Raw genomic sequence first — 24,932 nt, forward strand, 5'->3', positions numbered from 1 at the left:
GAAGGGGACAGTAAAGTGAAAAAAAACCGACCAAAATATAACCAAATTATTGATGCTGCGGTTATTGTGATTGCAGAAAATGGATACCATCAAGCACAAGTTTCTAAAATTGCAAAGCAAGCTGGTGTAGCTGATGGAACTATTTATTTATATTTTAAAAATAAAGAAGATATATTAATATCCTTATTCCAAGAGAAGATGGGAGAATTTATTGAAACAATTCGTCAAAAAACAGCAGGAATTGAAAGCGCTATAGAGAAGTTATTCATGTTGGTAGAAACGCACTTCTTGCTGTTATCGCAAAATGATCCTCTTGCTATTGTCACGCAACTAGAACTTCGTCAATCCAACCAAGAGTTACGCCTCAAAATAAATGAAGTATTAAAAGGATACTTACAAGTCATCGATGAGATTTTGGAAACAGGTATTAGGCAAGGAGAATTTGGAGCGGATTTAAATGTTCGCGTAGCAAGACAAATGATCTTTGGGACAGTAGATGAAGTTGTGACCAATTGGGTAATGAGCGATCATAAATATGATTTGGTCGCACTTTCAAAAACGGTACACGGGTTGCTTATTTCAGCTTGTGGCTACCGTTAATAATGGGAGGGATCATGTTGAAATTCCTATCTGTAATAGTAGAAGATCATATCGCGGTGGCGACATTAAATCATCCACCAGCTAATGCGATGTCTTCACAAGTTATGCATGACGTTACTGCGTTAATTGATCAAGTGGAAAAGGATGAAAATATCCGTGTTGTTGTTCTTCATGGTGAAGGCCGCTTCTTCTCAGCAGGAGCAGACATTAAAGAATTTACTTCTGTTGAGGAAGCGAAACAAGCAACAGAGCTTGCGCAGCTTGGACAAGTTACGTTTGAACGTGTAGAAAAGTGTTCAAAACCAATCATTGCGGCAATTCATGGAGCGGCACTTGGCGGTGGCCTTGAATTCGCTATGTCTTGCCACATGCGCTTTGTAACTGAAAGCGCAAAACTTGGTTTACCAGAGTTAACGCTTGGACTTATTCCTGGATTTGCAGGTACACAGCGTTTGCCACGTTACGTGGGCAAAGCAAAGGCTTGTGAAATGATGCTAACAAGTACACCAATTACAGGTGCACAGGCATTGGAATGGGGACTTGTTAACGGAGTGTTCTCAGAAGAAGTACTTTTAGAAGAGACACTCAAAATTGCAAAACAAATTGCTAGCAAAAGTCCAGCGACTACTCGTGCTGTGTTAGAGTTATTACAAACAACAAAATCATCTCATTATTATGAAGGTGTGCAGCGTGAGGCACAAATATTTGGTGAAGTCTTTACGAGTGAAGACGGAAGAGAAGGTGTAGCGGCATTTTTAGAAAAACGCAAACCTTCATTTAGCGGTAGGTAGTTCAAATTATTTTTTTGAAATAAATTAGCAGAATATTTAAATTGATGGAATCTTTCTGAAAAACAAGGGGGTAAATGGAATGAACATCTACGTACTCATGAAACGAACATTTGATACAGAAGAAAAAATCGTAATTAAAAACGGTGCAATTTATGATGGCGAAGCGGAATTCATCATCAACCCTTACGATGAATATGCGATTGAAGAAGCAATTCAAGTAAGAGACGCACAAGGCGGTGAAATTACGGTCGTAACAGTTGGTGGAGAAGAAAGTGAAAAAGAACTTCGCACTGCGCTAGCGATGGGCTGTGATAAAGCGGTATTAATCAATATTGAAGATGATGTTGAGAATGGTGACCAATTTACAACAGCGAAAGTGCTTGCAGAATATTTAAAAGATAAAGAAGTAGATTTAATTTTAGGTGGAAATGTAGCGATCGATGGTGCGTCTGGGCAAGTTGGACCACGCGTAGCTGAAGCGTTAAATATTCCATATGTAACAACAATTACAAAGCTTGAAATTAATGGTACAAGTGTGAAAATTGAGCGCGATGTTGAAGGGGACACTGAAGTGATTGAAACATCACTACCGCTTTTAGTAACAGCGCAGCAAGGTTTAAATGAACCACGTTATCCATCACTTCCAGGTATTATGAAAGCGAAGAAAAAGCCGCTTGAAGAATTAGAATTAGATGATTTAGATTTAGAAGAAGATGATGTGGAAGCAAAAACAAAAACAATTGAAATCTATTTACCTCCTAAGAAAGATGCAGGAAAAGTGTTACAAGGCGAGCTGCAAGATCAAGTAAAAGAACTTGTATCGTTGCTCCATACAGAAGCGAAAGTAATCTAATAAAATACGAAATTATATATGCTGGAGGGAAAATCTATGGCTCGTAAAGTATTAGTAATGGGTGAAGTTCGTGACGGATCACTACGTAACGTTTCATTTGAAGCGGTAGCAGCAGCAAAAACAATTGCAGAAGGCGGTGAAGTGGTTGGCCTTCTAATTGGAGAGAGTGTTGCTTCTTTAGCAAATGAATTGATTCATTACGGTGCAGATCGCGTTGTGACAGTTGAAAATGATAAATTAAAGGCATATACATCCGATGGTTATGCACAAGCGTTTTTAGCTGTGTATGGTGAAGAGAAACCAGAAGGTATCGTTTTGGGACATACAGCACTTGGTAAAGATTTATCACCAAAGTTAGCTGCTAAACTTGAAGCTGGCCTTGTTTCAGATGTGACTGCATTAGAAGTAGCAGGTAATAATGTAGTATTTACACGCCCGATTTATTCTGGTAAAGCGTTTGAGAAGAAGATCGTAACAGATGGTATGTTATTTGCGACAATTCGTCCAAATAATATTGCGCCGCTTGAAAAAGATGGAGCGCGTACGGGAGATGTGTCTTCTATTACAGTTGATGTAAAAGATTTACGTGCAATAATTCAAGATGTTGTGCGTAAAACAGCAGAAGGTGTAGACCTTTCAGAAGCGAAAGTCATTATTGCAGGCGGACGTGGAGTAAAAAGTGAAGACGGTTTTAAACCGTTAAAAGAATTAGCAGATGTGTTAGGTGGGGCTGTTGGAGCATCCCGTGGCGCTTGTGATGCGGAGTATTGTGATTATTCACTGCAAATTGGGCAAACGGGTAAAGTGGTTACACCAGATTTATACATTGCATGCGGCATTTCTGGCGCGATCCAGCATTTAGCTGGTATGTCTAATTCGAAAGTAATTGTCGCAATTAATAAAGATCCAGAAGCAAGTATCTTCAAAGTAGCTGATTACGGCATTGTTGGCGACTTATTTGAAGTGGTTCCTTTATTGACAGAAGAGTTTAAAAAGTTAAAAGTACATTCTTAATTTGAGTAACCCTTGAGTTGCAAGTGAAATACCCCTATATATAGAAAAGGTGAGAGATCCCCTGTCTCTCACCTTTTTAGCATGTAATCTGTATTTTTTTATATAGTATAAAGGAACACTTTTTTGTTACAATACATAACGATACATAATATTCGCCACGTATATAACTTAATGATATACTCTTGGTAGAATATATTTGAAGGAGGAAATAAAATGGCAATTGTAAACGCAACTGACCAAAACTTCGCAGCTGAAACAAGCGAAGGAATTGTATTATTAGATTTCTGGGCACCATGGTGTGGCCCTTGTAAAATGATCGCTCCTGTATTAGAGGAAATCGATGCAGAATTAGGCGAAAAAGTAAAAGTAGTAAAAGTAGACGTTGATGAAAACCAAGAAACAGCTCGCAGTTTTGAAGTAATGAGCATTCCATCTCTTTTCGTATTAAAAGATGGTAAAGTGGTTGACCAAGCGTTAGGCTACAAACCAAAAGAAGCATTAGTAGAATTAGTGTCTAAACACTTCTAATACAAAAAAGCTGCCGTGTGGCGGCTTTTTTCGTCTTTTTAAAAAAAGAAGTTTACGTGAGAAGAGTAGATTATTCAAACCATCTTTGATGCATTTCTGTTAAAAAGATTTTAGTAAGCGTAAATCCAGCACCTTCACCTATAATAGAATCCGTACCACAATAGGGACAAACTGCTGTATCATCATCCCACCAGTCATTAATTTTACTTGGATTAAAAATTTCTAAACAATAAAAACAATCACACATAGTATCTTTTTCTAAGTAATTTCTATTACGAGAATAGGAGCGGTGTGCTTCTTCAAAATGTTTTTCCATTTTCATCCTCCTTTTACGCTTTTCTTTGCTGCTCTATTTGAATGATTCTTTGGAGTATTACATGAACAAATCGATTCACACATCATGATTTTTAGTTTGAAAAATAAAATCCAAAATTCTATTTTGTAGTTTAACATGAAAATCAATCGTGGAATGCTAAAAGAGGAAAGTATATATAATGTTTTTATTTTTTTATTCTTTCCGTTAAAATAAAAGAACGTATGTTGGGGATATAGCGTATCTATATTTTTGTTTAGAAACAATAAACATATATGAAACGGAGGAATACGAGTGCACGAGCATTTAAAAGAAAAATTAGCGATTTTACCAGATCAACCAGGTTGTTATTTAATGAAAGATAAGCAAGGAACCGTTATATATGTCGGGAAGGCAAAGGTACTCAAAAATCGTGTGCGCTCGTATTTTACTGGTTCGCATGATGGCAAAACACTCCGCCTTGTTGGAGAAATTGTAGACTTTGAATATATTGTGACTTCGTCGAATCTAGAGGCACTCATTTTAGAATTAAATTTAATTAAAAAATATGATCCAAAATATAATATCCAATTAAAAGATGATAAAACATATCCATTTATTAAAATTACAGCTGAAAAACAACCGCGTTTGCTTATTACAAGAAATGTAAAAAAGGATAAAGGCAAGTATTTTGGCCCCTATCCAAATGCGCAGTCAGCTCACGAAACAAAAAAATTGTTAGATCGTATGTACCCACTTCGGAAATGTACAAATATACCAGATAAAGTTTGTTTATATTATCATATGGGACAATGCTTAGCACCTTGCGTGAAAGAGGTAACAGATGAACAAAATCAAGAAATTGTAGATGGAATTGTGAAATTTTTGAATGGTGGACATAAAGAAATTCGCTTAGAATTGGAAGCGAAAATGTATGAGGCATCGGAAAAATTAGAGTTTGAACGTGCAAAAGAATTGCGTGATCAAATCGCTCATATAGATGCGATTATGGAAAAACAGAAGATGATTATGAGCGACCTAGTTGACCGTGATGTGTTTGGTTATGCGGTTGATAAAGGCTGGATGTGCGTGCAAGTTTTCTTTGTTCGAAAAGGAAAGTTAATTGAACGTGATGTTTCTATGTTTCCGATTTATGATGAGCCTGAAGAGGGGTTTTTAACATTTATCGGTCAATTTTACGAACAAAATAATCATTTTAAACCAAAAGAAATTGTAGTGCCAGGAAGTATTGACCCTGAATTAGTAGAGCGTTTTTTAGAAGTGGCTGTAACGCAGCCGAAACGCGGAAAGAAAAAAGATCTAGTTGAATTAGCAAATAAGAATGCGAAAATTGCTTTAGGAGAGAAGTTTTATTTAATTGAACGTGATGAAGAGCGGACGATTAAGGCTGTTGAAAATTTAGGTAAACAGCTTCATATTGAAACACCGTATCGTATTGAAGCATTTGATAACTCAAATATTCAAGGGACGAATCCAGTTTCAGCAATGATTGTGTTTATTGATGGAAAGCCAGCGAAAAAAGAGTATCGAAAGTATAAGATTAAGACAGTCCAAGGACCGGATGATTATGAATCGATGCGCGAAGTTGTACGTCGCAGGTATACTCGTGCTCTGAAAGAGAACTTGCCATTACCTGATTTAATTGTGATTGATGGCGGAAAAGGTCATCTTGCAGCTGCTAGCGATGTTCTTGAAAATGAACTGGGCTTATATATTCCGACGGCTGGACTTGTTAAGGATGAGAAGCATCGTACATCGCATTTAATGATTGGTGATCCTCCTGAACCAGTTATGCTTGAACGGAATAGTCAAGAATTTTATTTATTACAGCGTATTCAAGATGAAGTACACCGATTTGCGATTACGTTTCATCGTCAACTTCATGGGAAATCTGTTATTCAATCTGCTTTAGATGGGATTCCTGGAGTAGGAGAGAAACGGAAGAAGGTATTGTTAAAACATTTTGGTTCTTTAAAAAAAATGAAAGAAGCTTCTGCAGCAGACTTTGTCGAAGCGGGAATGCCGCAAAATGTGGCAGAAACCATTTATTCCTATTTAGTAGATAAGAAGTCGTTGTAGTTTACAATGGCTTCTTTTTTTTGATATAATTTCAGAAGATTATAAAATATCAAAGTAAATGGATAGACAGAAGTGAAACAGTCAACTAAACTTATATGTTTAGTTGACTGTTAATGGGAACTCTATACTTCAACGGGATCTTTTACGTCCCATTTTACAAGGAATGTGATAGAATTCGAACGTTTTTTTTGTTCTTCGTATGACTCTGCAACAACATTTCGCTGCTGTTGGATTTGTTCTGCAACAAATCCGGTTTCTAATTGGTAAGAAGAATGTCTATTTTGTTTTTGGCGCTCTGTAATAAGCGGGCTTGTTAGTTGAAAATGCATTTCACGGCGTTTGTGCTCAATGATGTGTAAACGACCCCAGCCGGCTTTTTCAAAAAAATGAATGACTTCTTCCATCGTCTCTAGCGGATATTTTCGCGCTAGGTTTCTGCCAGCCCAGTATAAGATGCCATCTAATTCTTTTCCAATTAGGTCAGGTAGTACTTCTTCACGTAGCAATTCATAAGCGAAGGCGTTCAATGAAACATCTTCTAGAGATGCTATATCAATTGTATTTTTTCTCACAATATTCCCCTCTTTCTATAAGGATTATTATATAACATTTCACATTTATAAAAACAGCACTTTCTTTGGGGAAATCTGAATATGTAGGAAGAAAAAATGAATCGACAAATTATATGTAAATTATGTACAAATTATGTATACGTTTTCTTGACGCTTCGACAAAAATAGGAGTAAAATGAACTTGGTATCAAATTATGCTGAAATATTTCGAATAATTTTTTCAGTTTTTCTTATAGCAATAGTGAAAAAACATTATTGCTATAAACTAATCTGAAAGCAGCAGTTAAATATTTAAGGGGGGTAATGGGGACATGAAAGGCCGCGAGTATACGTTTCGCAAGTGGCACTCATTAATGGGAGTCATCCCGGTTGGTGTCTTTATGATGCAACATTTAGTAGTAAACAACTTTGCAACAAGAGGGGCAGAAGCTTTTAACAAAGCTGCTCATTTTATGGAGCTCCTTCCATTCCGGTATGCGCTAGAAATTTTCGTTATCTTTTTACCGCTGCTGTACCATGCTGTATATGGTTTATATATTGCGTTTACAGCGAAGAATAATGCGAAATCATATAGTTATTTCCGTAACTGGATGTTCGTTTTACAACGATTTACAGGTGTGTTTACGCTTATCTTCTTAGCATGGCACGTTTGGCAAACTCGTATTCAAGCAGCGTTAGGACAACAGGTAAATTATGATATGATGGCAGATATTTTAGGCAATCCAGCTATGTTTGGCTTCTATTTGGTTGGGGTTGTATCAACAATTTTCCACTTCGCGAATGGACTATGGACATTCTGCATTAGCTGGGGAATTACAGTATCGCCACGTTCACAACGTATCTCTACTTATGTAACATTAGCTATTTTCCTAGGTTTATCTTATGTAGGTGTGAGTGCATTACTAGCGTTCATCGATCCACAGCTAGCAAATCAATAAGGAGTGGGAGAGCATGAAAGGGAAACTTATAGTAGTCGGCGGTGGCTTAGCCGGCTTAATGGCAACGATTAAGGCAGCAGAAGCAGGAGTAAACGTGGAACTGTTCTCTTTAGTACCAGTAAAGCGTTCGCATTCTGTATGTGCACAAGGTGGAATTAACGGTGCCGTAAATACGAAAGGTGAAGGGGATTCTCCATGGATCCACTTTGACGATACAATTTATGGTGGTGACTTCTTAGCGAACCAACCACCAGTTAAAGCAATGTGTGAAGCGGCGCCTGGTATTATTCATTTAATGGACCGTATGGGTGTTATGTTTAACCGTACAGAAGAAGGACTTCTTGACTTCCGTCGCTTCGGGGGAACACAACATCACCGTACAGCGTTTGCTGGTGCGACAACTGGTCAACAATTATTGTATGCATTAGATGAGCAAGTGCGCCGTCATGAAGTAGCAGGACTTGTAACGAAATATGAAGGTTGGGATTTCTTACGTGCTGTTATCGATGATGAAGGTGTATGCCGCGGAATCGTTGCGCAAGATTTACAAACTATGGAGATTAAGAGTTTCCAAGCTGATGCCGTGATTATGGCAACAGGGGGCCCTGGTATCATTTTCGGAAAATCAACAAACTCTATTATTAATACAGGTACAGCAGCTTCTGCTGTATATCAACAAGGTGCATATTATGCAAATGGTGAGTTCATTCAAATTCACCCAACTGCAATCCCAGGAGACGATAAGTTACGTCTTATGAGTGAATCTGCACGTGGTGAAGGTGGACGCGTTTGGACGTATAAAGACGGAAAACCATGGTACTTCTTAGAAGAAAAATATCCTGCATACGGAAACCTTGTACCTCGTGATATTGCAACGCGTGAAATCTTTGACGTATGTGTAGAACAAAAGTTAGGTATTAATGGAGAAAATATGGTATATCTAGATCTTTCTCATAAAGATCCGAAAGAACTAGATATTAAACTTGGCGGGATTATTGAAATCTATGAAAAGTTCACAGGTGATGATCCTCGTAAACTACCGATGAAAATCTTCCCAGCGGTTCACTATTCAATGGGTGGATTATGGGTGGACTATAAGCAAATGACAAGCATTCCAGGTTTATTTGCAGCAGGTGAGTGTGATTACTCTATGCATGGTGGTAACAGACTTGGTGCGAACTCACTATTATCAGCAATTTACGGTGGTATGGTAGCCGGACCAAATGCAATTGAGTATATGAAAGGTCTTTCGAAATCATCTGATGCTGTTTCATCTACTGTATATGAGCAAAATGAATTAATCGAAACAGAGAAATTTAACAATATTTTAACGTTAGATGGTAACGAAAATGCATATGTTCTTCATAAAGAGCTTGGAGAATGGATGACAGATAACGTTACGGTAGTACGTGAAAATAAAAAATTATTAGAAACAGATGCGAAAATTGAAGAGTTAATTGAGCGTTATAAACACATTAATATTAACGATACAGCAAAATGGAGTAACCAAGGTGCTTCATTTACACGTCAACTTTCAAACATGCTTCAATTAGCACGTGTTATTACAATCGGTGCGTATAACCGTAATGAAAGCCGCGGTGCGCATTATAAACCGGAATTCCCAAATCGTGACGATGCAAACTTCTTAAAAACTACAATGGCGAAATTTGAGGGAGAAGGAAATGCACCAGCATTCCATTACGAAGACGTTGATATTTCATTAATTAAACCACGTAAACGTGACTATTCTTCAAAACATGATGTAGCTGCTAAGGGTGAAGAGAAGGGGGATAAACAACATGTCTGAGAAAAAAATCCGCCTTATCATTACGAGACAAGATGGACCTGATGCGCAACCGTTTGATCAGGAATTTGAAATTCCATATCGCCCAAATATGAATATCATTTCGGCTCTTATGGAAATTCGTCGTAATCCGGTTGATGCAAAAGGAAACCATACAACGCCTGTTGCATGGGATATGAACTGTTTAGAAGAAGTATGTGGTGCTTGCTCTATGGTAATTAACGGCAAACCACGTCAATCATGTACAGCGCTTATCGATAAATTAGAACAACCGATTCGTTTGAAACCGATGAAGACGTTCCCGGTCGTACGTGATTTACAAATTGATCGTAGTCGTATGTTTGATGCACTAAAACGTGTTAAAGCTTGGGTTCCAATTGATGGTACGTATGATTTAGGACCAGGACCAAGAATGCCAGAGAAAAAGCGCCAATGGGCATATGAACTTTCAAAATGTATGACATGTGGTGTTTGTTTAGAATCATGTCCGAACGTAAACAGTAAATCTGACTTTATCGGACCAGCACCGCTTTCACAAGCGCGTTTATTTAATACACATCCAACTGGTGAAATGCATAAAGCGGAGCGCTTACGTGCAATTATGGGTGATGGTGGTCTTGCGAACTGTGGTAATTCACAAAACTGTGTGCAATCATGTCCGAAAGGTATACCATTAACAACTTCAATTGCAGCATTAAACCGTGACACAACAATTCAGTCGTTTAAAGACTTCTTTGGTAGCGACAATAACTATTAATAAATATTGCCTCTTCGATTCGAAGGGGCAATATTTATATAAATACACATGGGAAAACTTTTCTTTTTAGGTGAGAGAGAATTCGATTCTACATAGAAACGGAGTCCCATTCCGAGTGAAAACAAAGAGAGAAAATGATACGTGGGGTTTTTATAACTTCAATTTTTTGTTTATTCTGAAATGTGTTGTGCGGCTTATGAGAATAAGAAAAAAGGAGAGAGAAAAATATGAAGAAGATTTCTTACATTGAAGACTTTGAAAAATGGGAAAAAGGTTTTTCATTTTATATTCCTGTGAAAGTTCGTTTTGGTGAAACAGATATGTTTGGGCATATGAATAATGGTGTTGCTTTTACGTATTTTGAAGAAGCGCGTATTGAGTTTTTTAAAGAGCTTGGATTTATGCAGGAATGGACACATGAAGCATCAGAAACAATGATTGTGGTAGCGGACTTACAATGTAATTTTTTGAAACAAATTTTCTTCGATGAATATTTAAAGGTATATGTACAAGCTAAAACAGTTGGGAATTCTTCTTTAGATTTACACTATATGGCGAAAAATGAAGCAGGAGAAGTTTGCTTAGTGGGGCGAGGGGCAATGGTGCAAGCATCTAAGAAAACAGGTAAAGGAGTACCTTGGTTAGAAGAATGGAAGCGACAGTTATTGCAATAAAAAATAAGGGAGCGAAACCGCTCTCTTATTTAGTTGCACCCATTGCTTCTTCTAATGTTAGGTGATGTTTATGTAAGTATGTAGCATATGGATTACCTACGTAGCGAAGATGCCACGGTTCATATGAGTATTCTGTTGTATCTGTTTTATCTTCTAGATAGCGGATGACGAAGCCAAATTCATGGGCATGCGCTGCCACCCATTTTCCTTCGTCAGTTTCACCAAAAATAGGTTCTAATTGATAACTTGCAGATTTAGAACTAATATCCATTGCAAGGCCTGTTTGATGTTCGCTCGTTCCTGGAACAGCGCTTACGGAGTCAGCTTCTTGTTGCCCTTGACGTTTTATGTACATATTATGTAGTGATTGTTGGCGTTTATAAGAGCGATAACCTGAAACTGCTGTTAACTCCATTCCATCTTGTTTTGCTGCCTGGAACATTTTTTCTAGAGCTTCCGCAGCATCTTTTCGAAGCAATGTCTTTTCTTTATCTTTCGGATATGCAAATGGAACGTCTGGTCTTATTAAATCAGCTGGTGTATAACCATCTGGTAATTTGCGATGTTTATTTACTAAAACAAGAGCCGAATCTGGATTAGTAACAAGAGAGAGATTTTCATCTATTTTTTTTGCGGTATGTGTTGCCTTTGGAAATGTTGGAATCTCTTCTTTTGGATGTTCAATATGTTTTTGTGTTTCGACAGCTTTCGCTTCATTTTGTAGTGGTGATTTTGAGCCGAAATAAGCGAAGGATGTGATACCGATTACAATTGTAGCGGCAGAAATAACAATTACCTTTTTCATAACGTTGTGTAATCCCATTCCTTTCTTATAATTTGTCTATCATGTTAATTATAAGTCTAGTTTCTATAAAAAGAAATATAAGAGTCATAACGTAATAGAATTGCAAAGAAAATGTCAAAAAATGTGTGATTGTGTTGGTTTATATATAAATACAAATTGAAAAACCCCTTGTTTTTTAGTTGGAAGAGAGAATCCGGCCGAGTGTAGTAGCGGTCAGTTCTCTTTTTAGCCCCATGCCATGTAAAAACAAAAAGAAGAAATAAGTGGGGATTTCCTTTCGTTTTCATAACCGCAATTTAGATGTTGAAAAATCAAAATAGATTTATATGGCGAAAATGGAAAATATGATTTAAAGCCTCTTTTTGGGATGAGAGCCTCCGACTATGGAGAGAAGTGATCAGATTTTGATCCCCATGCTAAGCAAAAACAAATAGAGATGTCTTTTTGCTTTTATAACTGCGATTGAGGTGTAGCAAAATAAAAGGATGGCAATAAGCCACCCTTTTATTTTGCTACTCGCAGGAAGTAAGACTCCCGCTGATAGAGTTTTATTTATTTATTTATTTCAAATGATTTCAAGTTATCACGACGAATTTTATCTTTTTCTGTATCAGACTTTTTGAAGTCGTAATCATATAGAGCACCTTCCCAATCACCGTACATTGGATTTGGGAAAATAATAAATTTCTCGCCAAATTGTGCTTTTGTTTCTTCAACTGTTTGGTTACGATCTTTTACAGATTTTCCATCAAATCCAGTGAAGTCAGATAAGTTATCACCGAAGAAGAGAACGATATCGTGCGATTGTGAAACAAGTTCGCGACGTTTTTCTTTTCCCTTTTCTTTTGGATCTTGTAATAAAATATGTTCTTTCGTTGCTTGTGGGGCACCAACGCGTTCAAGGTTTTTAATCGTTGCATCTAATTGATTTGTTTTACGGTTTGAAATGTAATAAATATCTACACCTTTAGAATCCGTATATTTTAAGAAATCGATCGCACCAGGAAGAGCTTCTGCTTCTGCTTTATTAATCCACTCATCCCATTTATAAGGGTAGCCCTTTCCTTCCTTCACACTCATTGCTTGATGAGGGCTGTTATCTAAAACAGTTTCATCTAAATCTAGCACAATTGCTGGTTTTTTGTTTGTGCCTTTTGCAAGAACTGCATCGAGTTTTAATTGTCCAATGTTATAGCCTTGATGGTACAATGCTTTTGTCTCACCAGATGTTTGGAACCATAAATCAGCCATTAACTGTTGGTCCGTTAACTTTACTTTTTCTTCTTTTGCTACAGTTTTCTCAGCTGTTCCTGAACATGCTACAAGTGATGTAGATAGAACGGCTACAGATAATAATGTGGTAATTCCCCTTTTCATCTTCATATGTATCCTCCTTGATGTAACTAAATCATTTAATATTATATATTAAAATATAATATTTTACGCGATGTTTTTTATGAACTTTTGCATATGTCCCTTTGTATATATAGTAATATGCCCCATTTAAGTATAATAAGTAAGGAATTATACAAGGATAAATGACAATATTTTTTGTCAAAATGACTATTATAATTGACAAATACCGAAAATTTATTTACAATTTTAACTAAATAAAACAAATGGTGGATGGATATGTAGCTTTGCTTTTATTATAAAAATCAAAGTATTTGTATACTAAAATATTTTGTATAAACCATTTGGAAGGCTGTAAGAGTGAGGAAAAGAGGAGGAATTATATTTGAGCTTACAAATACAAAATTTAACGAAATTATTTGGAGAATCAAAAGCGGTCAATCAATTGCAAATTTCATTGCCAAAAGGTGAAGTACTAGGACTCCTTGGACGAAATGGTGCAGGGAAAACAACAACGATTAAAATGCTTCTTGGTTTATTAACTCCAAATGAAGGGATTATTACATGGGACGGGAAAGCTATCTCTCAAAGTGGTGTAACGATCGGTTATCTTCCAGAAGAAAGAGGGTTATATACGAAAAGTAGAGTGATAGATCAACTTCGCTATTTCGGTAGATTAGAAGGAATGACGAAAAAAGAAGTAGACCGTGAGATTGATCGTTGGTTAGAAAAATTAGCAATCCCGGAATATAAATATAAAACGGCAGGAGAGCTTTCAAAAGGAAATCAGCAAAAAATTCAATTAATTGCTGCGCTTATTCATGACCCGGAGCTTCTTATATTAGATGAGCCGTTTAGCGGACTAGACCCAGTGAATGCTAGTATGTTAGCAAACATTATTGAAGAACAAGTACAAAGCGGGAAAACAATTATTTTGTCTAGCCACCGTATGGAACAAGTAGAAGCGTTTTGCCAGCATGTATGCATTTTGAAAAAAGGCGAAGCGGTTGTAAAAGGAAAACTAAGCGACATTAAGCAAGAATATGGTTTCCGTAATTTAACCATTGAAGATGTAGTGGAAAATGAACAGGCATTGCAAGCATTGCGTATTTCTTACGAAAAACAACAAGGACTGATTTATGTGAAAGTTCATGATGATGCAGAAGCCTTAACGATTTTACAAAAATTACAGAAGCAAGGTATAAGTTTAAGACAATTTAAAATGCTAGAGCCGACGCTAAACGAAATATTTGTAGAAAGGGCGAAATAACAATGCGTAAATTTTCTCATGTATTTTCATTTTATTTCAGGGAATCATTTCTATCTAAAAAATCTTTGATTACGAGTGCCATTTTATTTTTAATTGTGTTTGGGATCTTTGCATTTAATCATTTTACTTCAAGTAATGATAAAAATAAGGATAAAGATAAAATTGCAGTTGTAACAGAAAGTTCTACATATAACATACAAAAAGAAGAGTTAAATAAGTTATTGCCATCAGCTAAACTAACAATTGGTTCAAAAGAAGATTTTAATAAACTACATAAACAAGTAGAAGAAGGCGAGCTAGACGGTTTATTTCGTGTGACGGAAAAGAATGGGATTCCAGAAGTTACGTATATGTTTAATGGGTTTCCTAGCGAAACAACTTCTACCATTATGGCTAGTTATTTAAAGGGGCAATATATGGCGGTGACAGTTGCTAAACATAATGTTTCACCGGAAATCGCACAACAATTGCAAACGGAAATTCCTGTGAAACAAGAAGCGATAAAAGATCGTTCTGCCTCTTTCGGAATAGCATATTTCTTTACATTCGCTTTGTATATGTTCATTACTGCGTTCGGAAGCACAATTGCGATGAATATTGCTTCTGAAAAAGCTTCCCGCGTTATGGAAGTCATGATTCCAAAAGTAAAACCTCTCACGATGATGTATGCAAAAATTTTAGCGGTTGTTTCAACGGCGTTATTACAACTTGTCATATTGGCATGTGGTTACCTTATTCCTTGGTTATTAGGATGGATAGACTCGGAAAGTGGTTCATTATTTGGATTGCCAATTGATTTTACAAAGTTAGATGCACAAGTTATCGGTATGTTCCTAATTTATTTTGTTACAGGATATTTCCTTTATGCGATGATGTATGCAGCCGCTGGTGCGGTTGTTTCTAAGACTGAGGATTTACAAGGTGTAATGTTCCCAGTGTCGATTTTAATAATGGCAGCACTTTTCATTAGTATTAAATCACTAGGGGATCCGAATAGTACTATCGTTGTTGTAAGTTCTTATGTTCCATTCTTTACCCCGATGGTCACATTCTCGCGCATTGTAGCTGGTGAAGCTGGTATGTTAGAAATCATGATAACACTTGCGGTTCTTTTGGCGACAATCGGTATATTAAGTGCTGTTACAAGTCGCATCTTCGTCAATGGTGTCATGAATTACTCTGATAAAGTGAAATTTAAAGATCTAGCTAAATTTATGAAGCGTCAATAATGATAAAGTGAAATTTGAATCAGTTGGGATTTTTCGTTGTCTCCTTAACTTCTTTGTGTTTGCTAAATTTATCCGCAATGGGAAAAAGCATGATTTTCTAAGGGAATCATGCTTTTTCTTTATGTACAAAGTAGAAATAGTATATAATAGTATGTATCGTCTTTTGACAAAATGAACGTAAAGGAGGGGCGTGCAGATGGGAATTAGTAGCCGTTTTACAGTAGGTGTTCATATGTTAACGTTACTTGCGATAGATCGAAACTCTCGCTGTACCTCTGAATGGATTGCTGGTAGTGTGAATACAAATCCAGTTGTGATTCGTCGCATTACTGGAATGTTGAAGAGAGCGGGTCTTGTTGATGTACAAGCTGGAAAAGGTGGAACGTCACTTGCGCGTGATTTAGAAGAAATTACATTACTTGATGTATATAGAGCAGTGGAAGTAGTAGAAGAAGGACAACTATTTTCTTTCCATGAGAATCCCAACATTGAATGTCCAGTAGGGGCTAATATTCAATCCGTATTAGAGATTATATTAATGCAAGCGCAAGAAGCGATGGAAAGCGTACTTGCGAATGTAACAGTTCAGCAACTTGTTACAAATTTACAATCAAAAATTCAAAAGTAAAGAAGCGAGCCTCGTATATAGGGGCTCGCTTCTTTTACTTTCAGAAAGAATGAAAATTCTATTTTTCTGTATTTAATAAAAATTTTCCTACAATAGCAGCGACGATGCCACCAACGATTGGAGCAATAATAAATACCCATAATTGAGAGATAGCTTCTCCGCCAGCAAATAAAGCTGGTGCAAGGCTACGTGCAGGGTTAACAGAAGTTCCTGTTAATGGAATGCCTAATAAGTGAACTAATACTAATGTGAAACCAATTACAAGTCCAGCTAAATGTGCGTTACCATTTTTACCTGTTACTGCAATAATAACTAAAATAAAGACGAATGTTAAAACGAATTCAACTAAAAATGATCCTGATAGACCAAGTGATCCAAAGCTATTTTGCCCTAAGTTATCTAAAGACAGATTAGAAGATTTTAGAATTGTTACTAATGTTGCTGTTCCTAATAAGCCACCTAAAATTTGAGCGATTAAATAGTAAATAAGTTCTGTTGCACTCATACGTTTGTTTACAAACATAGCAATCGACACTGCTGGGTTTACGTGACATCCAGAAATTGTTCCGATGCTATATGCCATAGCAACAATGGATAGTCCAAAAGCCATAGCGATTCCTAAAGTTCCAATCCCTTCAATTCCGCCGCCTAAAACAGCTGTTCCTGTTCCGAATAATACAAGTACAAAAGTACCAATAAATTCAGCAATTCCTTTTTTTAGCATGATTTTCCTCCTTTAAATGTGAATGAGAACGTATTATAACATAGAATGATGCTGTTCTAAGTATAAACAAGTAATGAAAAAATATTCCGATTAAACCAATAATGAAAGTTCGTACAATCTCAATTATAGGAGCAGACATGGCTCCTAAAGAAGAACCATGCCTGCACATCTTTCGTTTATGCTGTGTTCTTTTGTTTCATAACCGGAACAGACCGATTCAAAATGCTATTGGCGACCATTCCGACCATAATGATAATCATTCCAATAAGTGAGAGGTGGGTAGGGAATGAACCATTTAAGAAAATGATTTCACCGAGAACAGTAAATACCATAGTGCCAGCTTGCGTTGCTTCCACTGCTCCTAGTAGGGAAAGGTTATCTTTCGCTAAATCTGTAGCGAAGAAAAAGGTCATTGTGGCAATAACGCCTGAACATAATGCTAATAAAAAACCTTGGAGCATTTGATTAGATGTCGGAACGCCTGTTGTGAAATAACCATATATGCCAAGGATAATTGTTATAGGGAGACTGCCGATGGCCATTCCTAATACACGCTGGAATGTATCGAGGCGTCCACTTGCAACTTCCATCATTTTTCGATTGCCAAATGGATATAAGAAAGCTGCGAGAACAACAGGAAGAAAACCAGATATAAATTGATTTGTTGTAATATGCCCAGCTGCTGTGATTTGCATACAAATGACACCGATTAAAATGAAAAGTGATACGTATAAACTACGAAGTGGGATTTTTCCCCGCACCCGTTTTGTACCTGTTTTTGTTTCAATGGTAATAAAAAATAATGGCGATAGTAGCAACCCGGCTAGTATAGTAACCTGCCAAGTTCCTGCAACAAGCCAAGCTGGAGAAAAGACAGCAGAAAAGCTTAATAAAGAATAGAAGCCAATGCCTGCTAAAGACCCCCATCCTAGCCATGCAAAAGGACGTTTTCGCATTTCTGGCCATAAGGGTCCGAGGTTTTTGCGAAATAAAACGATAAGGAATAAAATAGGGAGAGCAAATAAAAAGCGGAAAGAAGCTGTCCAAGCCCAGCTCGTTCCAGATACATTCATTGCTCTATTAATAATAAATGTTGCAGAAAAAAAGGCTGATGATAAAAGACCTAATAATATTGCACGCATAATGCGTAAGCACTCCTTTCGGGAATTTAAAGATTTATGTATAGTATGATATATTTAATTCAAACAAAAGTAAATTATTTTATACTTTAAGGTGGTTTTGTTTCCGTGAAAGAAAAAGAGGATATGCAAACAAAAGAAGTCATTGAGCAAGTGGGTAAATTATTACGACAAATTCGTCATGAACAAAAATTAAGTTTAGAAGAATTGGCGCAAAAAACGGGAGTTAGTAAATTAACGTTAGGGAAAATTGAAAGAGGTGAAACGAATCCGACATTAGCAGTCATTTGGAAGATTACGAAAGGATTATCAATTCCTTTGTCTAGACTCATGGTGGCTGGAGAACCAGTCGCAGTCGCGCGCTGCGGGGAGGGGTTTGCGGTAGATGAGGGACAAGTATGGAGATTAGAAACAATGTTCCGGTATACGAAAGAAACTGGAATGGAGATGCATCGTGCTTGTTTAAGACCAAAAAGTATTTATGAGCCAGAATCCCATCATGAAGGAGCCATTGAACTTGTTACGGTTATGAAAGGACAAGTTGCGATTCAAGTTGAAAGTGATGTGTATCAATTAAATGAATTTGATTCGATTCAGTTTGAAGCCAATAAGAAGCATACGTATAAGAATGATGGAGATGAGGTTGCTGTTTTACATTTAACAATGAAGTATTCCTCGTAATGAGAGAGTATCCGCTTATGCATAGAAGTGTTTTTCGTTTTTTGGGAAAGTAAACGAAATGTGCAAAAAAGGCACCGGATTGGGCGTCGGTGCCTTTTAATAAGAACGTGGTATAAGTAATAGACAAACGAAGTAAGCTAGAAAACCTGTTCCGAAACATAGAATTGCAATAACCCAAAGAAGTCGAATCATACTAGCGCTTATATCAAAATACTCCGCTAAACCGCCGCATACACCAAATAACATTTTATCTGCTTCAGATCTACGTAATTTTCTTTCCATTGTAAAACCCTCTCCTTTTTCAATCACCGAGTACTCTTTATATATGTATTGGCGATATCTTATATTTTTATCTTACATGGAAAAGAATATGGAAACTATCGAATTATATTACATTTTTCTGAAAGAAGATTACATTTTTGTAAGGTTGTTGTACACGTGAAAAAAAGAGAGAGTTCTCTCCTTTTTCATGCATATTGATTTTATTTTCGGAAGCGGTAGGGAACGGTTGTAACAATGACATTTTTCTTATATAAAAGGTAGACGCGTAGTAATACGCTCGATTGGTTGTGTAAAATGTTATGCCAGTTCTTTTTCGTAATAAATTGCGGAATCAAAACGGTAACGAAACGATTCTTTTCTTGCGCTTTATGTTGGATGATTGTAATTAATTTTGCGATAGGATGCATCAAGCTTCGGTAAGATGAAATAAAGGTAACGAGCCGAATGTTCGGTTGCCATTCTTTCCATTTTTCCTGCATACGTAGTTCACTTTCTCTATCAAATGCTACATATACTGCAATAACTTGATCGCTAATTGTCTCTGCATAATTGATGGATTGTTCGACTACTTTTGTAATACCGGCAATCGGAACAATTACGATATTACCAGTTAGTTTTTCGGGAATTTCATTGCATTTGATGCGTAGTTGTTCTCCTACTGCAATATAGTGATTGTGAATGCGATGAAAGATGAAAACAATGATAGGTAGAAAGACAAGAATGGACCATACTTGTGCAAATTTTGTAATAAAGAAAATGAGAAGCACAGTTAATGAAATAAGAGCACCTAATAAGTTTGTTAGTAATTTTGGTAGCCATCCTTGTGGTTTTTCTCGCAACCATTTTATAATCATACCTGTTTGTGACAACGTAAAGGGAATAAATACACCAACTGCATACAACGGGATTAATTGTTCTGTCTTACCGTGGAATGCCATGATTAATAGGATGGAACCGACGCCTAACGTAATAATGCCATTTGAATATCCTAAGCGATCTCCACGCATTAAATACATACGCGGCATATATTTATCTGATGCTAAATTAAATGCTAAAAGTGGAAATGCTGAAAAACCTGTGTTGGCAGCTAACACTAAAATAAGTGCAGTTGTTCCTTGAATAAAGTAGTATACAAAGTTTCTTCCAAATATATTTGAAGCAATTTGGGACACGACAGTTTCGTTATGTTTTGGTACGATTCCATACCAATATGCTAAAAATGTGATACCAGTGAATAAAATAGCTAGAATTGTTCCCATAATTACTAAAGTTTTTGCTGCATTTTTTGCAGCGGGTTCTTTAAAGTTTGGAATTGCATTGGAAATAGCCTCTACGCCCGTTAAAGCGGAACAGCCAGATGAAAATGCTTTTAACAAGAAAAAGAGTGTAATACCAGGCACAACACTTCCAATTGGTGCATGTAAATTGGGAGAAACTTGTCCAGAGAAAATGTTAACGATACCTACAATGATTAAAATAACAAGTGCCAATACAAAGAGATAGACTGGATATGCCAATATTGAAGCGGATTCTGTTACACCACGCAAGTTTAAAATGGTAATAAACAGTACAAGTATAACTGCGATCGGAACAGTATAGGTATGTAATGCCGGAAATGCTGAAGTAATAGCGTCGGTTCCAGCTGAAACACTTACTGCTACAGTAAGGATATAATCAACAAGTAATGAACCTCCTGCAATAAGACCTGCATTTGTTCCTATGTTTGTTTTTGAAACAACATAAGCACCACCTCCGTGCGGATAAGAAAAAATGATTTGTCGGTATGATAGAATGAGCGCTGTTAATAAAATAAGAACGCCGATTGCGATCGGAATGGAATACCAAAAAGCAATTGCTCCAAATGCAGCGAGAACAATTAAAATTTGCTCCGTTCCGTAAGCGACAGAAGAAAGGGCATCAGAAGATAGAATAGCAAGTGCCTTTAGTTTATTTAATTTTTGTTCTCCTAATGCTGTTGACTTAAGAGGTCTACCGATGAAAAATCGTTTGAAAGTTGAAAACATAAGGACACCACCAATATATAATTTTGCGTATAGTCAGATTGTTATAAGATACATACATGTTTATCTTGTAGTATTGGTGACATTTGAGTAAATCTTTCTGAAAAGAAGAAGGTAATAAATGGATTGAGAAGGTTTTGGAGGGAAGATGCAATTATATTTCACCAATATTCTATTTCATAATTTTTCGGATGAACTTTAGGGAAGTGAAAAATGCATACAAATCCGTAAATAACGTGTTGAAATAAGCCCATTTTCATTCACCACCTGCACATTTCGTTCATACAATATCTTGACTAAATAAACACCCAACTTACACATGTACAGCTCTGGCTTAAGCAAGGAGGGTTATACCAGTTGAAGGAAAAAGCATATCAATCTAAACCATTATTGACAAAGAGAGAGAGAGAAGTGTTTGAATTATTGGTTCAAGATAAAACAACGAAAGAAATTGCAAGTGAACTCTTTATTAGCGAAAAAACCGTACGCAACCATATATCAAATGCAATGCAAAAGCTAGGAGTTAAGGGACGTTCGCAAGCGGTTGTTGAACTTCTTCGTATGGGGGAACTTGAATTATAATAGGTAAAGCCGACTTTTTTGTAAAAGGTCGGCTATTTTTTTGTTTGTAGTTTAGAGTAGGAATTCCAATGTATTTTTTGCTGGTACACATTTAGAGCTTTCGGCTAAAAGAACGTGTTTATTTTGAGCCGCCGTTTTAATAGTGTAGTTTAAAAAGAAAGCATATAATATAAAATATACATAGTTAACTAAAAAAGCTTATTAAGTATAATGACTTCATTTATAATCGTTCATTAATTTGCTATACTATCCTGTATGGATAAAGTGGGAGGCTCTTTTTATGAGAAAAGTGGCATGTGCAAATACTTACATTAATAAAATAAAACCGATTATTAGAAAAACGAGTTTCAGTCAATTAAAGATAGATGAAATTGCGAGATATATGGACATTAGTAAGGCAACTTTATATAAGCGTTTTTCTTCGAAAGATGAAATTATCGAAGCGGTAGTAGAGGATTTTATCAATTATCTTCTCGAAGGAGATGCAGATAACGAAGATGAGAGTATTTCTTTTGCGGAACGTTTTCAAAAGACGTTTATTCATTCGTTAAAATGTGTGACGTATATTTCGGATACGTTTTTACAAGATTTGAAAGAAGCTTATCCAAACTTATGGGATCAATTAGTTGCTGCACAACAAAATCGTAATCAAAATTTACAAATGTTTTTTGAATCAGGTATGGAGCAAGGGTATTTTAATAAAATGAATGCACAATTATTTATGGTACAAGATGATGTTATGTTGAGACGTATTATAGATCATTCTTTTTGCATTCAGTATGATATTACGTTAAAGAAAGCGATACTTGATTTTTATAACTTGAAGAAATATCAGTTATTTAAACCGGAGTATTTAGAGTTGGCTGATGATTCTAACATTGAAAAAGAAGTTATTGCGATTTTGCAAATGATTTCTTAAAAAAAGCAGATTTTCCGTTCGTATAGGAAAATCTGCTTTTTTATTACATGTTGTAATGTTATGTAAGTATTTTATTTGTCTTACTTGGATGATTACTGGCATCTTTTTCGCTTTCTTCAACTCAGCAATTGCTAATAGGATAGATTCTTGTCCATGAAGATTGTTATTTAGGATCTTTTGGATTTTTCAATTATTATAATCAGATGAAACATTATTTCTAATTACCCATTCTATTTCTGTTAATTCTTTTTCTAAAAGATGTTTTGTGTGTGATTTGGTGAAATGAAAATGAACAGCCTCTTCATTTTCCCAAATCTCCCAAAGCATTATTTTTCGTTCCGATGGTTCAAGCGGAAAAGCATGAAATTTAATACATCCTTCTTCTTTATTCGTTTCTTCTTCAAGTTTTTTAAACTCTTCCATTATTTCATTAAGTTCTTTATCACTAATAATCTTCAAGCATGCAGTTATATAATGCATCAGATTCCCTACTTTCAACTTTTATTACAGCATTACAAAATAAAAGCTCCGTATTCTATACATTTATGAATTGCAAATTTGAACTATCATGTTACGCCGCCTTGAATTGTGATTTGAAATTAGTTTATAACAAAAAATAAACAAAGTAAACTAAAAATACTAAAATAGTTTACTTTGTTTATTTTTTGTTGACAATTTGAAAAGGCGAAACTATGATAGTTCCATGAACATCGAACAACGTACACTTGAACTTTTCGATGTTCAAAGAAAGGATGAATAGACATTCTACTCGTTTCAAGTTCACTTTATCGCGATAAAAGTTGCATTTGGAATAGGTTGTTTGGTGACAATATGAGAACTAAACAACTTTATTTTTCGTTTATAGTTTGAAAGTTTTAAAACTACAAATGTGAGAGGTGTTAAACTTGGGGAAAAGTACAGAGAACCATTCGAAATGGTTCATTTTTACAGTGTGTTTTATTGTATTATTAGGACCGATGAACGCGGTTTTATTTAATGTGGCGTTAGAGAATATTTCTAAAGATTTATCAATTAGTTCATCAAAAGTAAGTTGGGTTGTAGTAGGCTACTCCTTAGTAGTCGGAATCGGTTCTATGGTATATGGGAAATTGGCGGATCGTTATAGTGTAAAAAAACTATTAATTATCTCGATTGTTATATTTATACTAGGTTCAATTGTTGGATTTATGAACCAATCTTACGGTATTGTCATTTTTGCGAGAATTTTGCAAGCAAGTGGAGGCGCTGCATTTATTGCACTTGGTATGGTTGCAGTCGCTAAATTACTTACGCCTGCTGAAAAGCCAGGAGCGTTAGCGATGATTAGTTCTTCTATCGCGTTAGCAATTGGTATTGGTCCTTTAGTTGGTGGGGCGATTACGAATGCATTAGGCTGGCCGTATTTATTTTTGTTCATGGCTATTTCGGTAGTTGGGATTTTCTTGCTTATGAAATTTATGCCAGAAGAAGTTGGACAAAGGGATGAAACTTTTCATTTTGATTTTCTTGGAGCAGTTTTGTTATTTGCATTAATCGCGACTGTTTTATTAGGAGTAAATATTAATAGTTGGCTCTTTATCGTATCGATTGTTTTACTATTTTTATTTAGAGCTCGAATGAAGAAGGCGGAGTATCCGTTTATTGATATTGAATTATTTACGAACAAGCCATTTCTTCGTTTAATATCGATTGGTTTTATAATGAATGTGGCATTATGTGCGAATTTATTGCTTCTACCGCTCTTATTAGGAAGAGAACATAGACTATCACCATTTGTAATAGGGGTTGCGCTGTTTATCGCTTCTTTATTTGGTATTTTATCAAGCTTTTTAACTGGAAGAATTATACCGACATTTGGGAATGTGAAAATGATTTACGTAGCATCTGTTGTTATGATAGTTGGCTTTTTAATTTTAGGACTCATTCCAAATGGAAACGTAATCGTTATGTTAGTGGCAGTTATTTTAACATTTATGAGTTATTCAGCAATTCAAGTATCATTAAATACACTTATACCGAAAACGTTAAATCCTGCTAAAGTTGGAGTTGGTCTTGGACTGTACAACTTAATCAACTTTTTCGGTATGGCGTTTGGGCCGGCGGTAGCAAGTAAAATTATGGAGGCGACAAATAGTTATAGTTTAAACTTCATTTTAATTGCGATTTTAATTTCAGCTCACTTTTTGTTATTATTTCAAATGTCTTCTTTGCAAAAAAAGATGGCGTAGTAAAATAACAATAGAAGAAACCGACTTTTCTTATAGAAGGTCGGTTATTTTTCTATCTTGCAAATTATGAAAAAAAGGAGCAAAATAAAAAAGGTCCTAGTCTATACAGGTACAAATGAAGAGTTTTTACACAGGGAACATTTTAAGT

The 24,932-nt window shown here is 36.0% G+C and carries 26 protein-coding genes and 1 pseudogene; 17 read left to right on the plus strand and 10 right to left on the minus strand.

Annotated features, from left to right (window positions below):
- The first annotated feature begins 15 nt into the window (after positions 1–15).
- From fadR to trxA, 5 genes are all read left to right on the plus strand, one after another.
- Positions 16–600: a fatty acid metabolism transcriptional regulator FadR gene (gene fadR / locus ACX5JI_RS00765; protein ID WP_459499214.1), complete on the plus strand. Its 585-nt coding sequence runs from the start codon at positions 16–18 to the stop codon at positions 598–600.
- Positions 601–614: 14 nt separating this feature from the next.
- Entirely contained in the window at positions 615–1,391 is a 777-nt protein-coding gene (locus tag ACX5JI_RS00770) for an enoyl-CoA hydratase (protein ID WP_459499215.1), read from the plus strand.
- 79 nt (positions 1,392–1,470) lie between these two features.
- Positions 1,471–2,244, plus strand: a complete 774-nt coding sequence (etfB, locus tag ACX5JI_RS00775; RefSeq protein WP_459499216.1) for an electron transfer flavoprotein subunit beta — start codon at positions 1,471–1,473, stop codon at positions 2,242–2,244.
- Positions 2,245–2,280: 36 nt separating this feature from the next.
- On the plus strand, positions 2,281–3,258 hold the full coding sequence (etfA, locus tag ACX5JI_RS00780; RefSeq protein WP_459499217.1) for an electron transfer flavoprotein subunit alpha: 978 nt from the start codon (positions 2,281–2,283) through the stop codon (positions 3,256–3,258).
- A 213-nt stretch (positions 3,259–3,471) separates the two neighbouring features.
- Complete coding sequence (gene trxA, locus ACX5JI_RS00785; RefSeq protein ID WP_003200692.1) at positions 3,472–3,786, plus strand: thioredoxin; 315 nt, start codon at positions 3,472–3,474, stop codon at positions 3,784–3,786.
- A gap of 70 nt (positions 3,787–3,856) precedes the next feature.
- On the opposite strand, the gene ACX5JI_RS00790 is transcribed toward trxA, so the two are convergent.
- The gene (locus ACX5JI_RS00790; protein WP_459499218.1) at positions 3,857–4,102 is read right to left on the minus strand and encodes a cytoplasmic protein; all 246 of its coding nucleotides are present in this window, start codon (positions 4,100–4,102) and stop codon (positions 3,857–3,859) included.
- Positions 4,103–4,393: 291 nt separating this feature from the next.
- Here ACX5JI_RS00790 and uvrC point away from each other — a divergent pair, with 291 nt between their 5' ends.
- Positions 4,394–6,178, plus strand: a complete 1,785-nt coding sequence (gene uvrC, locus ACX5JI_RS00795; RefSeq protein ID WP_459499219.1) for an excinuclease ABC subunit UvrC — start codon at positions 4,394–4,396, stop codon at positions 6,176–6,178.
- Between the two features lie 122 nt (positions 6,179–6,300).
- On the opposite strand, the gene ACX5JI_RS00800 is transcribed toward uvrC, so the two are convergent.
- On the minus strand, positions 6,301–6,750 hold the full coding sequence (locus ACX5JI_RS00800; protein WP_459499220.1) for a YslB family protein: 450 nt from the start codon (positions 6,748–6,750) through the stop codon (positions 6,301–6,303).
- A 311-nt stretch (positions 6,751–7,061) separates the two neighbouring features.
- Between ACX5JI_RS00800 and ACX5JI_RS00805 the strand changes: the two genes are divergently transcribed.
- The 4 genes from ACX5JI_RS00805 (at position 7,062) to ACX5JI_RS00820 (ending at position 10,923) form a co-directional block, all read left to right on the plus strand.
- The gene (locus tag ACX5JI_RS00805) at positions 7,062–7,688 is read left to right on the plus strand and encodes a succinate dehydrogenase cytochrome b558 subunit (protein ID WP_459499221.1); all 627 of its coding nucleotides are present in this window, start codon (positions 7,062–7,064) and stop codon (positions 7,686–7,688) included.
- A gap of 13 nt (positions 7,689–7,701) precedes the next feature.
- Positions 7,702–9,495 carry a succinate dehydrogenase flavoprotein subunit gene (gene sdhA / locus ACX5JI_RS00810; RefSeq protein ID WP_459499222.1) on the plus strand — a complete coding sequence of 598 codons (1,794 nt, stop codon included), beginning with the start codon at positions 7,702–7,704 and terminating at the stop codon, positions 9,493–9,495.
- Positions 9,488–10,249 carry a succinate dehydrogenase iron-sulfur subunit gene (gene sdhB / locus ACX5JI_RS00815; RefSeq protein ID WP_459499223.1) on the plus strand — a complete coding sequence of 254 codons (762 nt, stop codon included), beginning with the start codon at positions 9,488–9,490 and terminating at the stop codon, positions 10,247–10,249. The genes sdhA and sdhB overlap by 8 nt, the downstream gene beginning before the upstream one ends.
- Positions 10,250–10,476: 227 nt before the next feature.
- The gene (locus ACX5JI_RS00820) at positions 10,477–10,923 is read left to right on the plus strand and encodes an acyl-CoA thioesterase (protein WP_459499224.1); all 447 of its coding nucleotides are present in this window, start codon (positions 10,477–10,479) and stop codon (positions 10,921–10,923) included.
- Positions 10,924–10,948: 25 nt separating this feature from the next.
- On the opposite strand, the gene ACX5JI_RS00825 is transcribed toward ACX5JI_RS00820, so the two are convergent.
- Both ACX5JI_RS00825 and ACX5JI_RS00830 read right to left on the minus strand, forming a co-directional pair.
- Positions 10,949–11,728, minus strand: coding sequence for a M15 family metallopeptidase (locus ACX5JI_RS00825; protein WP_459499225.1), 780 nt, complete (start codon positions 11,726–11,728; stop codon positions 10,949–10,951).
- Between the two features lie 552 nt (positions 11,729–12,280).
- Positions 12,281–13,111 carry a 5'-nucleotidase, lipoprotein e(P4) family gene (locus ACX5JI_RS00830; RefSeq protein WP_459499226.1) on the minus strand — a complete coding sequence of 277 codons (831 nt, stop codon included), beginning with the start codon at positions 13,109–13,111 and terminating at the stop codon, positions 12,281–12,283.
- Positions 13,112–13,466: 355 nt separating this feature from the next.
- Here ACX5JI_RS00830 and ACX5JI_RS00835 point away from each other — a divergent pair, with 355 nt between their 5' ends.
- The 3 genes from ACX5JI_RS00835 (at position 13,467) to ACX5JI_RS00845 (ending at position 16,208) form a co-directional block, all read left to right on the plus strand.
- Entirely contained in the window at positions 13,467–14,351 is an 885-nt protein-coding gene (locus ACX5JI_RS00835) for an ABC transporter ATP-binding protein (RefSeq protein ID WP_459499227.1), read from the plus strand.
- Between the two features lie 2 nt (positions 14,352–14,353).
- On the plus strand, positions 14,354–15,580 hold the full coding sequence (locus tag ACX5JI_RS00840; protein WP_459499228.1) for an ABC transporter permease: 1,227 nt from the start codon (positions 14,354–14,356) through the stop codon (positions 15,578–15,580).
- Positions 15,581–15,776: 196 nt separating this feature from the next.
- Positions 15,777–16,208, plus strand: a complete 432-nt coding sequence (locus tag ACX5JI_RS00845; protein WP_459499229.1) for an Rrf2 family transcriptional regulator — start codon at positions 15,777–15,779, stop codon at positions 16,206–16,208.
- A gap of 58 nt (positions 16,209–16,266) precedes the next feature.
- On the opposite strand, the gene ACX5JI_RS00850 is transcribed toward ACX5JI_RS00845, so the two are convergent.
- Both ACX5JI_RS00850 and ACX5JI_RS00855 read right to left on the minus strand, forming a co-directional pair.
- Positions 16,267–16,932: an MIP family channel protein gene (locus tag ACX5JI_RS00850; protein ID WP_459499230.1), complete on the minus strand. Its 666-nt coding sequence runs from the start codon at positions 16,930–16,932 to the stop codon at positions 16,267–16,269.
- Positions 16,933–17,108: 176 nt separating this feature from the next.
- Positions 17,109–18,074: a DMT family transporter gene (locus ACX5JI_RS00855; RefSeq protein WP_459499231.1), complete on the minus strand. Its 966-nt coding sequence runs from the start codon at positions 18,072–18,074 to the stop codon at positions 17,109–17,111.
- 105 nt (positions 18,075–18,179) lie between these two features.
- On the opposite strand from ACX5JI_RS00855, the gene ACX5JI_RS00860 reads away from it, so the two are divergent.
- Positions 18,180–18,752 carry a helix-turn-helix domain-containing protein gene (locus ACX5JI_RS00860; protein WP_459499232.1) on the plus strand — a complete coding sequence of 191 codons (573 nt, stop codon included), beginning with the start codon at positions 18,180–18,182 and terminating at the stop codon, positions 18,750–18,752.
- Between the two features lie 96 nt (positions 18,753–18,848).
- On the opposite strand, the gene ACX5JI_RS00865 is transcribed toward ACX5JI_RS00860, so the two are convergent.
- Both ACX5JI_RS00865 and kimA read right to left on the minus strand, forming a co-directional pair.
- Positions 18,849–19,034: a PspC domain-containing protein gene (locus ACX5JI_RS00865; RefSeq protein WP_459499233.1), complete on the minus strand. Its 186-nt coding sequence runs from the start codon at positions 19,032–19,034 to the stop codon at positions 18,849–18,851.
- 200 nt (positions 19,035–19,234) lie between these two features.
- Complete coding sequence (gene kimA / locus ACX5JI_RS00870; RefSeq protein ID WP_459499234.1) at positions 19,235–21,058, minus strand: potassium transporter KimA; 1,824 nt, start codon at positions 21,056–21,058, stop codon at positions 19,235–19,237.
- 354 nt (positions 21,059–21,412) lie between these two features.
- On the opposite strand from kimA, the gene gerE reads away from it, so the two are divergent.
- Positions 21,413–21,637 carry a spore germination transcription factor GerE gene (gerE, locus tag ACX5JI_RS00875; RefSeq protein WP_000659494.1) on the plus strand — a complete coding sequence of 75 codons (225 nt, stop codon included), beginning with the start codon at positions 21,413–21,415 and terminating at the stop codon, positions 21,635–21,637.
- Positions 21,638–21,917: 280 nt separating this feature from the next.
- Entirely contained in the window at positions 21,918–22,556 is a 639-nt protein-coding gene (locus ACX5JI_RS00880; protein WP_459499236.1) for a TetR/AcrR family transcriptional regulator, read from the plus strand.
- 54 nt (positions 22,557–22,610) lie between these two features.
- On the opposite strand, the pseudogene ACX5JI_RS00885 reads toward ACX5JI_RS00880, so the two are convergent.
- Positions 22,611–22,691 (minus strand): annotated as a pseudogene (locus ACX5JI_RS00885) (IS6 family transposase); the annotation flags it as partial.
- Between the two features lie 51 nt (positions 22,692–22,742).
- Entirely contained in the window at positions 22,743–23,036 is a 294-nt protein-coding gene (locus ACX5JI_RS00890; RefSeq protein WP_459499237.1) for a putative quinol monooxygenase, read from the minus strand.
- 425 nt (positions 23,037–23,461) lie between these two features.
- Here ACX5JI_RS00890 and ACX5JI_RS00895 point away from each other — a divergent pair, with 425 nt between their 5' ends.
- Positions 23,462–24,784, plus strand: coding sequence for an MFS transporter (locus ACX5JI_RS00895; RefSeq protein ID WP_459499238.1), 1,323 nt, complete (start codon positions 23,462–23,464; stop codon positions 24,782–24,784).
- Positions 24,785–24,932 lie beyond the last annotated feature (148 nt).

It is taken from the genome of Bacillus sp. C1, assembly GCF_054570475.1.

Coding starts and splice junctions, on each gene's coding strand:
- ACX5JI_RS00770 (WP_459499215.1), top strand. CDS start 615: ATGTTGAAATTCCTATCTGTAATAGTAGAAGATCATATCGCGGTGGCG.
- etfB (WP_459499216.1), top strand. CDS start 1,471: ATGAACATCTACGTACTCATGAAACGAACATTTGATACAGAAGAAAAA.
- etfA (WP_459499217.1), top strand. CDS start 2,281: ATGGCTCGTAAAGTATTAGTAATGGGTGAAGTTCGTGACGGATCACTA.
- trxA (WP_003200692.1), top strand. CDS start 3,472: ATGGCAATTGTAAACGCAACTGACCAAAACTTCGCAGCTGAAACAAGC.
- ACX5JI_RS00790 (WP_459499218.1), bottom strand. CDS start 4,102: ATGGAAAAACATTTTGAAGAAGCACACCGCTCCTATTCTCGTAATAGA.
- ACX5JI_RS00805 (WP_459499221.1), top strand. CDS start 7,062: ATGAAAGGCCGCGAGTATACGTTTCGCAAGTGGCACTCATTAATGGGA.
- sdhA (WP_459499222.1), top strand. CDS start 7,702: ATGAAAGGGAAACTTATAGTAGTCGGCGGTGGCTTAGCCGGCTTAATG.
- sdhB (WP_459499223.1), top strand. CDS start 9,488: ATGTCTGAGAAAAAAATCCGCCTTATCATTACGAGACAAGATGGACCT.
- ACX5JI_RS00820 (WP_459499224.1), top strand. CDS start 10,477: ATGAAGAAGATTTCTTACATTGAAGACTTTGAAAAATGGGAAAAAGGT.
- ACX5JI_RS00825 (WP_459499225.1), bottom strand. CDS start 11,728: ATGAAAAAGGTAATTGTTATTTCTGCCGCTACAATTGTAATCGGTATC.
- ACX5JI_RS00830 (WP_459499226.1), bottom strand. CDS start 13,111: ATGAAGATGAAAAGGGGAATTACCACATTATTATCTGTAGCCGTTCTA.
- ACX5JI_RS00840 (WP_459499228.1), top strand. CDS start 14,354: ATGCGTAAATTTTCTCATGTATTTTCATTTTATTTCAGGGAATCATTT.
- ACX5JI_RS00845 (WP_459499229.1), top strand. CDS start 15,777: ATGGGAATTAGTAGCCGTTTTACAGTAGGTGTTCATATGTTAACGTTA.
- ACX5JI_RS00850 (WP_459499230.1), bottom strand. CDS start 16,932: ATGCTAAAAAAAGGAATTGCTGAATTTATTGGTACTTTTGTACTTGTA.
- ACX5JI_RS00855 (WP_459499231.1), bottom strand. CDS start 18,074: ATGCGTGCAATATTATTAGGTCTTTTATCATCAGCCTTTTTTTCTGCA.
- ACX5JI_RS00865 (WP_459499233.1), bottom strand. CDS start 19,034: ATGGAAAGAAAATTACGTAGATCTGAAGCAGATAAAATGTTATTTGGT.
- kimA (WP_459499234.1), bottom strand. CDS start 21,058: ATGTTTTCAACTTTCAAACGATTTTTCATCGGTAGACCTCTTAAGTCA.
- ACX5JI_RS00880 (WP_459499236.1), top strand. CDS start 21,918: ATGAGAAAAGTGGCATGTGCAAATACTTACATTAATAAAATAAAACCG.
- ACX5JI_RS00890 (WP_459499237.1), bottom strand. CDS start 23,036: ATGCATTATATAACTGCATGCTTGAAGATTATTAGTGATAAAGAACTT.